Annotated in this window: 9 protein-coding genes; 5 read left to right on the forward strand and 4 right to left on the reverse strand. The window is 61.2% G+C overall.

Translation table 11 applies throughout. The features are described from left to right. Positions 1-526 precede the first annotated feature (526 nt). Together rlmKL and GVN17_RS12155 are read left to right on the forward strand one after the other, a co-directional pair. Positions 527-2,797 carry a bifunctional 23S rRNA (guanine(2069)-N(7))-methyltransferase RlmK/23S rRNA (guanine(2445)-N(2))-methyltransferase RlmL gene (rlmKL, locus tag GVN17_RS12150; protein WP_166595495.1) on the forward strand — a complete coding sequence of 757 codons (2,271 nt, stop codon included), beginning with the start codon at positions 527-529 and terminating at the stop codon, positions 2,795-2,797. A 157-nt stretch (positions 2,798-2,954) separates the two neighbouring features. Next, positions 2,955-4,964, forward strand: a complete 2,010-nt coding sequence (locus GVN17_RS12155) for a diguanylate cyclase (RefSeq protein ID WP_166595496.1) — start codon at positions 2,955-2,957, stop codon at positions 4,962-4,964. Between the two features lie 196 nt (positions 4,965-5,160). Here GVN17_RS12155 and GVN17_RS12160 read toward each other — a convergent pair whose 3' ends face one another. From GVN17_RS12160 to GVN17_RS12175, 4 genes are all read right to left on the reverse strand, one after another. Continuing rightward, complete coding sequence (locus GVN17_RS12160; protein ID WP_166595497.1) at positions 5,161-7,395, reverse strand: xanthine dehydrogenase family protein molybdopterin-binding subunit; 2,235 nt, start codon at positions 7,393-7,395, stop codon at positions 5,161-5,163. Between the two features lie 16 nt (positions 7,396-7,411). Continuing rightward, the gene (locus GVN17_RS12165) at positions 7,412-8,395 is read right to left on the reverse strand and encodes a xanthine dehydrogenase family protein subunit M (protein WP_166595498.1); all 984 of its coding nucleotides are present in this window, start codon (positions 8,393-8,395) and stop codon (positions 7,412-7,414) included. Continuing rightward, a complete protein-coding gene (locus tag GVN17_RS12170) occupies positions 8,395-9,057 on the reverse strand; it encodes a (2Fe-2S)-binding protein (protein ID WP_166595499.1) in 663 nt (220 codons plus the stop codon). The genes GVN17_RS12165 and GVN17_RS12170 overlap by 1 nt, the downstream gene beginning before the upstream one ends. A 360-nt stretch (positions 9,058-9,417) precedes the next feature. Then, a complete protein-coding gene (locus GVN17_RS12175) occupies positions 9,418-10,482 on the reverse strand; it encodes an NAD(P)-dependent alcohol dehydrogenase (protein ID WP_166595500.1) in 1,065 nt (354 codons plus the stop codon). Positions 10,483-10,791: 309 nt separating this feature from the next. Between GVN17_RS12175 and GVN17_RS12180 the strand changes: the two genes are divergently transcribed. The 3 genes from GVN17_RS12180 (at position 10,792) to GVN17_RS12190 (ending at position 15,014) form a co-directional block, all read left to right on the forward strand. Continuing rightward, positions 10,792-13,674 carry an EAL domain-containing protein gene (locus GVN17_RS12180; RefSeq protein WP_166595501.1) on the forward strand — a complete coding sequence of 961 codons (2,883 nt, stop codon included), beginning with the start codon at positions 10,792-10,794 and terminating at the stop codon, positions 13,672-13,674. A 188-nt stretch (positions 13,675-13,862) separates the two neighbouring features. Beyond that, entirely contained in the window at positions 13,863-14,222 is a 360-nt protein-coding gene (locus GVN17_RS12185; protein WP_166595502.1) for a helix-turn-helix domain-containing protein, read from the forward strand. 180 nt (positions 14,223-14,402) lie between these two features. Then, entirely contained in the window at positions 14,403-15,014 is a 612-nt protein-coding gene (locus tag GVN17_RS12190) for a hypothetical protein (protein ID WP_166595503.1), read from the forward strand. Position 15,015 lies beyond the last annotated feature (1 nt).

Genomic DNA, 15,015 nt, shown 5'->3' on the forward strand with positions numbered 1-15,015 from the left:
ATGTCGAGGTCGGGCAGAATCTTCTGCCTTTGCATGCCCGCTGCCGGCGTCGCGGGCGATGGTGCCCTCGTCGTTGCGACGAAGGCCTGAGGTGAGTTCTAACCAATGGTTCGATAGCTGTGAATGACCGTTTTGTCATAAGAACGTAACCGTTGAGGCATTAAGACCATAAGCGCTGAATCGTTTCGAGTGGATTTTTTTTGCCAAGCCCCCTGATCCGAGGGTCTTGATGAAATTTGCGAGTCATTCTCATGGACAGCTGATGGCCGTTTGACGTCAGATTTAAAACGACGAAGGGTCAAGGATGTGACTTTTTATTACTACCGTCGTCGGGCTGAATAGCGGTTTTTTAAGAACAAACATGCCTGTTGGACATTCTGGCGGGCATAACTGCCGTACTCGAAATCATTCGACGCGGCGGAGCGGCACAACCGTGTGCCACCCGGACGTCTCCACGAAAGACGTCTGTTGAATCGGGCCGGACGATGCGTTGTCCCGCCACATAGCCGAAGGCTCTGGAAATCTCATGTCGGACCCATACGAACTCTTCCTCACCTGTCCCAAAGGCCTTGAGGGCCTGCTCGCCGAGGAAGCCACCGCACTTGGCCTCCAGGAAACCCGCGAACACACCTCGACGATTCGGGGCAGCGCCGACATGGAAACCGCCTACCGGCTGTGCCTGTGGTCGCGTCTAGCCAACCGCGTGCTGCTGGTCCTCAAACGCTTCCCGATGAAAGATGCCGAAGACCTGTACCACGGCGTGCATGACATCGAATGGGCCGACCATCTGGAACCGGACGGCACCCTGGCCGTGGAATTCAGTGGGCATGGTTCGGGCATCGACAATACCCACTTTGGCGCGTTGAAGGTCAAGGACGCCATTGTCGACCGGCTGCGCACCCCGGATGGGCTGCGTCCGTCGATCGACAAACTCAACCCTGACCTGCGCGTCCACCTGCGGCTGGACCGTGGCGAAGCGATTCTTTCGCTGGACCTGTCCGGCCACAGCCTGCACCAGCGCGGCTATCGCTTGCAGCAGGGCGCGGCGCCGCTGAAGGAAAACCTCGCGGCCGCCATTCTCATTCGTTCCGGCTGGCCACGTATTGCGGCGGACGGCGGCGCGCTGGCCGACCCCATGTGCGGCGTGGGCACCTTCCTGGTCGAAGCGGCAATGATCGCTGCCGATATTGCACCGAACCTCAAGCGTGAGCGTTGGGGTTTTTCCGCGTGGCTGGGCCATGTCCCGGCGTTGTGGCGCAAGCTGCATGACGAAGCCCAGGCCCGCGCCGAGGCCGGTCTGGCCAAGCCGCCGCTGTGGATTCGCGGCTACGAAGCCGATCCTCGACTGATCCAGCCGGGTCGCAACAACGTCGAGCGAGCCGGACTGTCGGACTGGATCAAAATTTATCAAGGCGAAGTCGCGACCTTTGAGCCGCGTCCGGACCAGAACCAGAAGGGCCTCGTGATCTGCAACCCACCGTATGGCGAACGTCTGGGTGACGAAGCGAGCCTGCTGTACCTCTACCAGAATCTGGGCGAGCGTCTGCGTCAGGCCTGTCTGAACTGGGAAGCGGCTGTGTTCACCGGTGCGCCGGACCTGGGCAAGCGCATGGGCATCCGCAGCCACAAGCAATACGCGTTCTGGAACGGCGCCTTGCCGTGCAAGCTGCTGCTGATCAAGGTGTTGCCGGATCAGTTCGTCACCGGCGAGCGTCGAACCCCCGAGCAGCGTCAGGCCGAGCGCGAACAGGCGGCCTACGACCAGACCCCGGATGAGCCGCAAGAGCGCAAGTTCAACAAAAATGGCAACCCGATCAAGCCGACGCCCGCGCCTGCGCCGGTGATCGAGCAGCCCCGCCTGAGCGAAGGCGGGCAAATGTTCGCCAACCGCCTGCAAAAGAACGTCAAGGCCATGGGCAAATGGGTCAAGCGCGAAGGCATCGACTGCTACCGCGTGTATGACGCCGACATGCCGGAATACGCGATGGCCATCGACCTGTACCACGATTGGGTGCACGTCCAGGAATACGCCGCGCCGAAGTCCATCGACCCGGAAAAAGCCTCGATCCGCATGTTCGATGCCCTGGCCGCGATTCCCCAGGCGCTGAACATCGACAAGAGCCGCGTCATCGTCAAACGCCGTGAGCGTCAGAGCGGGACCAGGCAGTACGAGCGTCAGAGCGCCCAGGGCAAGTTCAACGAGGTCAACGAAGGCGGGGTCAAGCTGCTGGTCAACCTGACCGACTACCTGGACACCGGCCTGTTCCTTGACCACCGCCCGATGCGCATGCGCATCCAGCGCGAAGCCGCGGGCAAGCGTTTCTTGAACCTGTTCTGCTACACCGCGACCGCCAGCGTGCACGCGGCCAAAGGCGGTGCGCGCAGTACCACCAGCGTCGATCTGTCAAAAACCTACCTGGACTGGGCGCGCCGCAACCTGTCGCTCAACGGCTTTTCCGACAAGAACCGTCTGGAACAGGGCGACGTGATGGCCTGGCTGGAAGCGAGTCGCGACGAATACGACCTGATCTTCATTGACCCGCCGACTTTCTCCAACTCCAAGCGCATGGAAGGGGTGTTCGACGTGCAGCGCGATCAGGTGCAGCTGATCGACCTGGCGATGGCGCGTCTGGCCAGCGGCGGCGTGCTGTATTTCTCCAACAACTTCCGCAAGTTCCAGCTGGAAGAAAACCTCGCCGAACGGTACGCGGTCGAGGAAATCACTCAGCAGACCATCGATCCGGACTTCACGCGAAACGGCAAGATCCACCGCGCCTGGAAGATCACCGCGCGCTGAATCGATACCGCGCCGGCTCCGGCACCCGCTGCAACGGCGGGCCTCCGGGGTCGGGAGATGCTGACGGACACGCAGCACTAGGCAAACTAATGGCGAATAGCTATAAGTTAACTCTGGCCACGTGCCACGGCAGCACGTGGCGCCATGAGTTCAGCCTATGTCGTCTAACCGGTCCAGCGCGAAGATCCTTGGCTTCATCAATGAAGACACGTCGTCGTGGGCGGTTGCCGCGCTTGTTTTCTCTGCCGGTGCCGTACTGACCGCGCTTCTGGCGTTGGCCAACGTCGAGGTGTATCAGCGTCAGTTGCGTCAACGCTTCGACTTGCTGGCCGCCGAGCGAGTGAGCCGCATTCAGGACCGTTTAGAGGGGCAACTGCGACGACTGGACAGCCTGCGCCGGTTCTTCGTGTACTCCGATGACGTTTCCGAACAGGAGTACAACGGCTTCGCCCGCCCTCTGTTGACCTTCACCCAAGCGTATTCATGGGCGCCAAAAGTCCTGGACAGTGATCGCGAGGCGTTCGAGAAGAGCGCTCGGGATGCCGGGGTGCGCAACTATTCCATTCGAGAGTTGGATGGGGTCAGCAGCTTGGCGGTCGCGAACAGGCGCCCGGTTTATTACCCGGTGCGTTTCTCTCAAAGCCGAAGCACCCTCGAATTGCCGTTGGGTTTTGACGTGAATTCCGAGCGTGTGCGGCAGGAGACCCTTGAGCGGGCGATCTGGACCGGCGAAATGGCCGCTTCACCGCACATGAACCTGGTAGGTCTCGAAACGGAAAACAGCAAGGGTATTTTGCTGGTGGCCCCCGTTCAGTCCCGCCCGCACCCCGAAAGCTCCTCACTGGGGGCATTGCAGGGATTTTTGGTAGCGGTCATCAGCCTTCATAAAATGATGACCGAAGGCTTGCCGTTGAGTGCCGAAGACAACCTGAACCTCAGGCTCGAAGACATCACGGGAGCGCCGGAATCCGACGTGCTGTATCAGTCAGCCGCCAACGCAGCGGCCAGCGACCTCTCCATCACCAAAACCCTGAATTTTGCGGGCCGCATCTATCAGTTGAAAGTGCGACCGACCTCCGTCTTCATCGGTGCCAACCCTTCGTCCAACGACAGCCTGGTGATCCTCGGCGCGCTGCTCAGTTTCATGCTGAGTGCGTTGCTGTACGTGTTGATCAGCCAGCGTCAGCGCGCCTTGCGGATGGTGGAGCAAAGCACGACGCGGCTGCGCCAGCGCGAACAGCAACTGCGCACCGCCCACAGTCAGTTGCGCAATGTGCTGGACGCGGCCACCCAGGTGGCAATCATTGCCACGGACATGAACGGCCTGATCACCACCTTCAACATCGGCGCCGAAAAAATGCTCGGTTACGACAGCTCGGACATCTGCGGCGTCCGGACCTTGTGTGAGCTGCACCTGCCTTCCGAGCTGGCGGCGCATGTCAATGAATTGAGCCAGCGCTATGACCGGGTGGTCGACACCGTGGAAGTCATGCTGATCGAAGCGGTGCAAGAGCACGCCCATCAGGCCAATGACTGGACGCTGGTGCGCCATGACGGCAGCCATTTGCAGGTCAACATGCAGGTCAGCCCGGTCCTCGACGAGCACGATCAATGGATCGGCTACCTGGCCGTGTGCCTGGACATCACCGAGCGCAAACGAGTAGAGGAAGAACTGCGCACCATGTCCGTGACGGATGCGCTGACGGGCGTCTACAACCGGCGTTATTTTCAGGAGCGGCTACAGGCCGAGGTGTTCCGTGTCGAGCAGTACGGTGGCCTGTTCTCCGTGGTCATGCTGGACATCGACCACTTCAAGGCCATCAACGATCAACTGGGCCATGCTGTCGGCGACCATGTGCTGCAAGCCATCTGCGAGCGGCTGTGTCATCGGCTGCGGCGCAGTGACGTCTTTTGCCGGCTCGGTGGGGAAGAGTTCATGGTCCTGTGCCCCGACACCGATAGCGATCAGGCCTACGGATTGGCGGTGGAGCTGTGGTCCGCCCTGCGCACGCAGCCAGTCGACGGCGTGGGACGGGTCACCGCGAGTTTCGGCATTGCCAGCTGGCGCGAAGGCGAGGGCGCCGACGCGCTGCTGTTGAGGGCGGATTCCGGGGTGTATGCCGCGAAGATGACGGGCCGCGACCGGATACAGCCGGAATTGGGGTGACACCCGTTGCTTTTGATTCTGTTCGCAGGCTGGCCCAAGGCGCTTTGTGATACCGCCGAACCCTGTGGGGGCGAGTTCTTTCGCGGGGCATTCATACATCCGACGCATGTGTGCCGAATGTACGATTTTTCGCGAATGAATTCGCTCCCACAGGAACAGTGGCATCCCAGGTTATTGCGGATGGCACAACCTTGCTTTACGCACTCAGCGTCGGTGGTAACTCCATCAGCTTGTCCAGTGTGATCGGCAAATCACGAATCCGCTTGCCGGTGGCATGGGCCACGGCATTCGCCACCGCAGCGGCCAGGCCCGTGATGCCGATCTCGCCAATCCCCCGCGCCCCGAACTCGTTCAGTTCATAGTCCGGGTAGTCGAGCAGAATCACGTCGATCTCCGGCTGGTCCGCATGCACCGGCACCACGTACTCGGCGTAGTTGTTGTTCACCGGCATGCCGTTGCGCTCATCGAAGTCCGTGCCTTCGAACAGCGCCATGCCGACGCCCATCACAATTGCCCCTTCGACCTGATTGAGCGCAGTCTTGTGGTTGATCACCTTGCCGACGTCGATAGCGCTGACCACCCGCGCCACCCGCAGCCGGGAAATGCCCGGGTCCCAACGCACCTCGACGAAATGCACCCCGAATGACCGAAACGAATGCTTGCTGGTGTCATTCATGCCGGTCTTGGCCTCGCCAAAGGCGCTGGATTGTTTCTGTGCCTTGAGCACGTCAGCAATCGCGAAGGTCTTGTCACCGCTCTTCAACTGACCCTGCTCGAAGCTGACCTGATCGGCCTTGGCCCCGGCAAACACGCCTTTGGGCGCCGTGGAGAGCACCTTCAATTGCTCGACCGCCTGACGCGTCGCTTCAGCAATCGCGGGGAGCACGCTGGCCGTCGCCCAGGAGCCACCGGACACCGGCGCGGGTGGAAACGACGAGTTGCCCAGTTCGACCTCGATCTTGTCCAGCGGGATGCCCGTGATGCTGCTCACCACTTGGGCGACGATGGTGTAGGTGCCGGTGCCGATGTCCTGCACGCCGCAGATCGCATAGGCCGTGCCGTCGGCGCGCAACGACACTTGCGCCTCCGCAGGCGTGCGGTAGGCGTCCCAGTTACAAGCCGCCATGCCGTAGCCGATGATCTCGTGACCGTCTTTCATCGAGCCCGGCTTCGGATCGCGCTTGCTCCAGCCAAAGCGCTCGCCGGCCTGATCAATGCACGCCTGCAAATGGTTGCTCGACCACGGCAAGTTCTGGCTTTCGTCACGCTCGGAGACATTCAGCTTGCGGAAGGCCAGCGGGTCCATGCCGACTTTATCGGCCATCTCGTCCATCGCCGACTCCAGCGCGAACAGACCCGGCGCGGCCCCCGGTGCACGCATCGACGTCGGCGTGCCGCGATTGACCTCAATGATCTTGTGGCTGGTCAGCACGTTGGCGCAGCTGTAGAGGCTTTTGGTCGAGGTCCCGCAGTTTTCCTTGTACGGGTCGGTAAACGACGTGGTGTTGATCGATTCGTGACGCACCGACACCAGCTTGCCCTTGTCATCCGTGGCGAGGCGCAAGCGTTGACGGGTTTCCGGCCGGTGCCCCGTGGTGGTGAACATCTGTTCGCGAGGCACGACCAATTGCACCGGGCGATTGAGCACTTTCGCCGCGCCACTGGCGGCGACGGAGTGGGGCCAGATCCACAGCTTGCTGCCGAAGCCCGAGCCAATGAACGGCGCCCGGACTTCGACCTTTTCCGGGATCAGACCGAAAATTTTCGCCAGCGAATTGCGATGCGCAACGACGCCCTGACTGGCCTCGTAGACGATCAACCGACCGTCTTCCCAACTGGCGACGGTCGCGTGCATTTCCATCGGGTTGTGGGTTTCGACGGGGGTGGTGTAGGTCGCATCAATGCTGTGGGCGGCGCTGTCGAATGCCGCACCCGCGTCGCCACGACTGTGGCCGGGGCTGCCGTCCTGCAGCTTGCCCGCCTTCATGCCCTGTTCGAGGTTGGCCACCGCATCGGTCTTGCTGTAGCTGACCTTGACCTTATAGGCCGCCGCTCGTGCGTGTTCGAAGGTGTCGGCCACCACCAGCGCGACGAACTGCCCGGCGTAGTAAACCGTGTCGTCTTCGAACGGCAGACGGCTTTCGTCGGACTTGGCGGCCTTGAGGATCTGTGCGAACGACATCGGCAATGTCGAGTTGTGGTACAGCTCAGGGAAATTGCCGTGGTGAAAGATGTCCAGCACGCCGGGGGATTTGCGCGCGGCGTCCAGGTCTAGCCCGGTCACCTTGCCACTGGCAATGGTACTGAATACGCCATAGCCGTAGGCCATGTTTTTCAGGTGATGGTCAGAGGCATACATCGCGGTGCCGGTGACCTTGCGTCGGCCGTCGATGCGCCGGGGCGCCGCGCCGATCATGTTTGAATCCGTCATGTCTCGATCCTCCCGATCAGGCCGTCAGCGTGCTGAGGTTGCGCACGATCGCCTGCTGCCCGAGGGCAATCTTGTAGGCGTTGTGGCGGTATGGTTTGGCGCCCTGCAACGCAAGGGCGGCGGCTTTTTCCATGTTTTGCGGGGTCAACGTCGCACCTTTCAAGGCGCGCTCCGCTTCCAGGGCACGCCACGGCTTGGTGCCGACGCCGCCCATCGCGATGCGCGCTTCACGCACGGTGTTGCCGTCCATCACCAGAATCACCGCGCTCGAAGCGAGGGCGAACTGGTACGAGGCGCGGTCACGCAATTTCAGGTAACCGGACTTGCTGTTGGCCAGCGGCGCGTCCAGCACCACGTGGGTGATCAACTCGTCATCCTGCAAGGCGTGTTCTTTCCACGGAGTCGAGCCGGGCAGCAGATGGAAGTCGAGAAAGTCGACGCTGCGTGAACCCTTCGGCCCTTGCACCTCGACCTTCGCGCCAATCGCCGCCATCGCCACGCACATGTCCGACGGGTGGGTCGCGATGCATTGATCGCTGGTGCCCAACACTGCATGCACGCTGCGGTTATGACCGTCGATGGCGGCACAGCCCGAACCGGGCTCGCGTTTATTGCAGGCCGAATGGCCGTCGCGGAAATAATTGCAGCGCACCCGCTGCATGACGTTGCCTGCGGTGGTGGCCTTGTTGCGCAACTGCGTGGTGGCGCCGGACAGCAACGCCTGGGACAGCACCGGGTAGTGCTCGACGATGTAAGGGTGGTGGGCCAGGGTGGCGTTGGTCACCAACGCGCCGACGCGCACGCTGCCGTCTTTCTGCACTTCGACCTGCTTGAGGGACAGGTGATTGACGTCGATGACCTGGTCGGCGGGCATCACGTCCAGTTTCACCAGGTCCAGCAGGGTGGTGCCGCCCGCGAGAAAGAAGGCGGTCTGGCTTTTCGAGTGGGTCGTCACGGCCTGCTCAACGCTGCTGGCGCGCACATAATCGAGGGCTCTCATCAGGTCACCTCCTGCAATTTGATCCGCGCACTTTGAATGGCGGCCAGGATGTTCTTGTAGGCGCCGCATCGGCAGATATTGCCGCTCATGGCTTCGCGTACGCTGTGGTCGTCGCTGCCAATGTTTTTGTCTTGCAACACCGCCACGGCGCTCATGATCTGGCCGCTGGTGCAGTAGCCGCACTGGTAGGCGTCGTGTTCCCAGAACGCTTCCTGCACCGGGTGCAGTTTGCCGTCCTTCGCCAGACCTTCGACGGTGGTGATCTCGTCGCCTTCGTGCATGGCCGCCAGCGACAGGCACGAATTGATGGCCGTGCCGTTGACGTGAACGGTGCACGCACCGCACTGGCCGTGGTCGCAGCCTTTCTTGGTGCCGGTCAGTTGCAGGCGATCACGCAGCACATCCAGCAGTGCGGCGTTGGCCGGGAGGTTGAGCGTATGGGCCTGGCCGTTGACCTTGAGGGTCATACGCCGTTCGTCTTTGGCGGGCGGATCGACGTCGTCGGCCACGGCGGCCTGGGCTTCGAGGGCTTGGGTCCACATCGGAGCCGTGGCTGCCGCGAGGCCGGACACACCAATGGATTTCAGGAAATTTCGTCGCGACGGCACGGTGAAGGCCGTGAGGTCGGACACAGGTTCTTTGTGATCAGGCTGATCGGTCATGGACAGGTTCCTCGTCAGCATTGAGTCAGGCCCGGCGCTGACGGTGAGCAGCGAACGGGCATCTGCGGCAGTGAAAGCGTCAAGTCACCCACGATAAACAATGAGCGAACCAAGCATTCATTCGAATAACTGCATGCACTGTTGAAGATTTCTCGCCAATCCCCCGACGTACTCGTTGCGTTCGGCATCGACGTCTTGCGGAGAAAGCGTTGCCACGGGGGGAGCAGCATCACCCCAGAGTTAATGACCTGAGGCAATGGGGTTGGTTGCGGATAATTTACGGAGGTCGAAACACAGAATGTTACGAAAGCCCCGGGCCGACGGGGTAGGTTTCCCCGACAGCCCGGTGGTCGAAACGCGTCAGGCCGCCGACGCTTCTTCTTTCAGCGTGGCCATGTCGATCACGAAACGGTACTTCACGTCACCCTTGATCATGCGCTCGTAGGCTTCGTTGATGTCTTTCATGTGGATCATTTCGATGTCGGAGACGATGCCGTGCCTGGCACAGAAATCCAGCATTTCCTGGGTCTCCTGAATGCCGCCGATCAGCGAGCCGGCGAGGCTACGACGTTTGAAGATCAGGTTGAACACCGACGGCGACGGGTGCGGGCTGTCAGGTGCGCCCACGAGGGTCATGGTGCCGTCGCGCTTGAGCAGGTTGAGGAAGGCGTCCAGATCGTGAGGTGCCGCTACGGTGTTGAGGATGAAGTCCAGGGAATTGGCTTGCTTGGCCATTTCATCGGCGTTCTTCGACACCACGACTTCGTCGGCGCCCAGTCGCTTGCCGTCTTCGCGCTTGTTTGGCGAGGTGGTGAACAGCACCACGTGAGCGCCCATGGCATGGGCGATCTTCACGGCCATGTGGCCCAGGCCGCCCAGACCCACCACACCGACTTTTTTACCCGGGCCGACTTTCCAGTGGTGCAGCGGCGAGTAGGTGGTGATACCCGCGCACAGCAGCGGTGCGACGGCGGCGAGGTTGTCGCTGTGGGAGATTTTCAGGACGAATTTCTCTTTCACCACGATCTTGTCGGAGTAGCCACCGAAGGTGTTTTCACCGCCGAACACCGGGCCGTTGTAAGTGCCGGTGAAACCGCTTTCACAATATTGCTCTTCACCTTCCGCGCAGGACGCGCAATGCTGACAGCTGTCGACCATGCAGCCGACGCCGGCGAGGTCACCGACCTTGAAGTTTTTCACGTTGGCGCCCACCGCCGTGACCTTGCCCACGATTTCATGGCCCGGCACCGACGGGTAGAGCGTGTTGTGCCATTCGTTGCGGGCCGTGTGCAGGTCGGAGTGGCAGACGCCGCAGAACAGGATGTCGATCTGCACGTCATCAGCCCCCGGCTCACGTCGCTCGATGTGCAGCGGGGCCAGTTTTTCCGAGGCTGATTTTGCGGCATAGCTGTAAGTCTTGATCATTTTTCAATCAACTCCTGAGGACGAGGTAGGTTGGAGACGCAGTAATCAGAGACAGGTAACAACAAGGGAAGGTCCGGGATCGAGACACCATCATTTAATGTGGGTCGATCTGACCAGCGTGCGCGGAAAATCTTTCATTTCAACGGTTGACTGCCGATATAGAACTGAGACTCAGGCAACTGTCACGTGAAATGTCGTGAAATCGCGTTTTTTTCGTCGTTTATAGGCAGCTGGAACGAATATGGCGCTTGCATCCCTCAGTCAGACCCCATGAAGATAGCTCAGTCCCACGCTGGCAATGGAGCGCCTATGAATTCCCACGTCACGAATCCTGTTCAGCGCTCGCCGGCGACCGAGGAAACAGCGTGTCAGGCAGATGATGGTTCGGAAAATGCGACATCGATGATCGACGAAAACTCTCTCGAAGCAGTGCTGAAAGCTGCGACCAGCGCGACCCCCGGATTGAGCTGGGCCGCCTACCGTGCCAACCGGCACATGCATTTGTTGGGGCAGGGCGATGCCGCGACCGAGTGGCCGTCACTCATTCCCCGAGAAGGCTTCGACGCTTTCTGTCGCGATCATGGATTACACCGCTGGGTGACCGGGCATGGCGAAAGCCCGTTGGGCTGGTTGCTGACCCCCGAACGCGAGTCGAGCAATCCGTTTTTACTGGTGTTGGCAAGCAAACTGGGACTGCGGTTACAGACCGATGCCCTGACCCGCGCCCAAGCCACACAACGGGTGCTGTACGAAATCACCTATCTGGCCAGTTCGACCCGTGACCGCCCGGCGTTTCTGCAAGGCGTGCACCGGCAACTGTCGACTCTGATCGACGCCGAGAACTTCTACCTGGCGCTGTACGAAGGGCACAGCGGCAAGATCACCTATCCCTATTACATCGACATCACCGATGTCGACGCGCTGGAAGCCGAGACCCAAGAGTTTCTCGATCCGGAACGGCTGTCCATGACCGGTTATGTGCTGACCACCGAGCAGCCGTTGTTCGTCGACGCGGCCGGAATCGAACGCGCCCAGTCTCAGGAACGGTTCTATTGCGTGGGGCATCGGCCCGAATTCTGGATGGGGGCGCCGCTGAAGAACGCTTCCGACGACGTGTTCGGCATGCTGGCGATGCAGGTTTACGACGTGTCACGGGTTTACAGCGTCGAGGATCAGGAGCTGTTTCTGGTGGTCGCGCGTCACGTGGCGATGGCGCTGGACCGCATCCTGCACCGCGCGCACCTGGAAGAAACCGTGGTGCGCCGCACGCTGGAGCTGTCGCGGCTCAACGACGCCCTGCGTAACGAAGTAGCCGACCGCGAGCGGGCCGAGCATTTGCAGAGCGCGCTGTTCCAGATCACCGAACTGTCCAGCCAGCCGGGGGACATGACCGACCTGTTCAAGAGCCTGCACGGGATTGTCGGCGAACTGCTGTTTGCCCTGAACTTCTACATTGCGCTGTACGACGACGCCACGGACGAGGTGACCTTTCCGTACTACGTCGACGAACGCCTGACCCGCCGCCCGGACCCCCGTCGCGGCGAGCGCGGTTTCACTGAGTACGTGATTCGCCAGCGTCGCCCTTGCCTGATCGACAGTGCCGAGGCGCGACGTCTGGAGGGCAATGGCGAAATCACGATTCAGAACGAGATCAATCGATCCTGTTCCTGGCTGGGCATTCCGCTGTTTGACGGCGACACCGTGCGCGGTGTGCTGGCGGTGCAGAGTTATTCGCCCCATGTCAGTTATTCGCTGCGTGATCAGGATTTGCTGACGTTCGTCTCGCGGCACATCGACACGGCGCTGTCCCGTCGCAGCGCCGCCGAAGCCATTCATACGGCCAACGTCCGGCTGGAAGCCCGAGTGCAGGACCGCACCCGAGAGCTGGACTACGCCAACGCCAAGTTACAGCACGAAAACGCCCACGATTCCCTGACCGGGTTGCCCAATCGCAGCCACTTGCAACAGCGCTTGCAGGGCGCCTGGCAGGCGTTTTGCGCCCATGGTCAGGACCTGGCCGTCATGTTCATCGACCTCGACCGCTTCAAGATGGTCAACGACAGCCTTGGGCATCATTCGGGCGACCTCCTGCTGATTCAGGCGGCTGATCGCTTGCGCAGTTGCATGCGTGACAGCGACCTGCTGGCGCGGCTGGGTGGCGACGAGTTCGCGGTACTGGCGTATGCAGCGCCCCCTGATGTTACGGTCGCCATTGCCGAGCGCATCCTCCTGGCGTTCGATGTGCCGTTCTACATCGACGGACATGCCGTGTTTTCGTCGTGCAGCATTGGGGTGGTCGGCGCTGATCTGCAATTCCACAAAGAGCCCGCCGACCTGTTGCGAGATGCCGACACGGCGATGTACCGGGTCAAGAACGCTGGGCGCGACAGTTACGCCGTGTTCAACCAGGAAGTGCGGCGCGAGGTGTCCGACCAGATGGAGCAAGAGGGTGCGTTGCGTAACGCCCTCAAGCGCACTGACGAATTGCTGCCGTATTTTCAGCCGATCATCGACGTTGCCACGGGCAAAATTCTGGCACTGGAAGCGCTCATCCGCTGGCGTCAGGCCGATGGCCGAGTGATCGCGCCGGGGCTGTTCCTGCCCGCGCTGGAAGGCCTGCGCCTGATTGGACGGCTGGACTATTACATGCTGCAACAGGTGGTGGCGATGTTGGCGCAGCCCAGTCATGCCCATTGGCCGACCGTTCACGTCAACTGTTCGAGCTACAGCATCAGCCGACCGGAATTCGCTGGCGAAGTGCTGGGACTGCTCGCGCAACATGGCGTGGCGCCGTCGCGCATCTGTCTGGAATTGACCGAAGGTGCGCTGGTGGCCGAACCGGAACTGGCGCGTCAGGCCATGAAGCACTTGGCGGACAACGGCGTCTCTACGGTGCTCGACGACTTCGGCGCCGGGTTCTCGTCGCTCAGTTACGTGCACCAGTACCATTTCAGCGGCCTGAAGATCGACAAATCCTTCACCCTCGAACTGACCACCAGCTCCCGCAGCCGCGCCATCGTCCGCGCCATCGTGCGCATGGCCGAATCGCTGGGGCTGACGGTGGTCGCCGAGGGTGTAGAAGACGCCGATACGTTGCAATTGCTGCGTGAAATGGGGGCAGGGCAGGCACAGGGGTATTACTTCTCGATGCCAGTGCCACAGGAGAAACTGGATTTGAGTGAGCTGCTCTGACCCATCGGTTCATGACCTCTGCGGCCGCTCACCGGGGCTGATTGGATTGGGTGAGTCACCTGCAGCAGTCCGGCTTGCCGGCGCTGGCTCTGTAATATCGCCACCGTTGGCAAGCCATGCAGATACGGCGATGGCACACAGTCAACCCAGGCTTTCCAGCCCAATACGCCCTTGCTAGACTCGCGCCCATGTCCGAATCCGATCCCGATACTCGCCCAGCCCTTCCCTACTACGCCTTCTGCCCGGTGATCACCGCGCTCGAGGTGATCGGCGAGCGCTGGGTGATCCTCATTCTGCGCGACCTGCTGCGTAACCCCTCGCGACGCTTTCAGGATTTGCAGGACTCGCTCAAGGGGTGCGCCCCAAGCACGCTGTCCACCCGGCTCAAGGCCCTGGAAGCCAACGGTCTGATCGAGCGTCGTCTTTACGAGCAGCATCCGCCGCGGCTCGAATACCTGCTGACCGCCAAGGGACGTGAAGTCGGGCCCGTGGTGGCTTCGCTGCGTGACTGGGGCCTGCGTTTGCAGGATCAACAGCCACCGCGCTGAGCGGCCAGAGCGGCGAAGGCCTGCCGTTCCCGGCAAGGCAACGCCGACATTGCCGCTTCCTTCGAAACCCTCTATGCCTTGCACCCCGCGTGGGGCGGGCCTTTCAGCGTATGTACCAGCATGTGGCATTGCTTTTGCTGCTATCGGAGGTGCATCGATAACCTGATAAGGAGGTGAAAGATGATCATTGATAACAGTACGATCCAGCACTTCGTGTCGAAGGCCGTGGCTCACACGCACTACGACACGACAGACAAGGATGCGTACACCGCCGCGACGGCCAGCGCTTCCGCGCCGGTTGCCGCACTCGCGGGCAGTACCGACAGCTCCACCCAAAGCAGCGCGGATCAGGGCTACAACGAGTCTTTCGCCAAAATGATGGTGAACCTCAAAGCCTCCCTGGCCAACGCCACGTCCAAGGTGTCGGATGAAGACAAAGCGGCTGCGGCAGCTGCTTTCGCGGCCGCCGGTGACAAACAGATCGCGTCGACAGACAGCGTGAGCAAAACCGTCGATACCGAAATGGCGGCGGTCGATAACAGCGACACCAGCACCAGCAGCAGTTCTTCGGCGAAGGCCGATTTCCTGGCGTACATGAACCAGACCGATGCCGAGAAGGTGCGTCAGCAGCTGACCGGCGTGAGCAAGGAACAGTACGACGCCATGACGCCGGAGCAGCAAGCGGCCGTGGACAAGAAAGTGGCTGACCTGCAGAAACAGAAAACCGAGCTGCAAACCGCTGAGCAAGAGGTCAAGGCCAAGATCGCCATGGCGAAGGCGGAAATGGCCTGAG

This window comes from Pseudomonas sp. SLFW, assembly GCF_009905615.1.
GTDB classification, from domain to species: domain Bacteria; phylum Pseudomonadota; class Gammaproteobacteria; order Pseudomonadales; family Pseudomonadaceae; genus Aquipseudomonas; species Aquipseudomonas bambusae.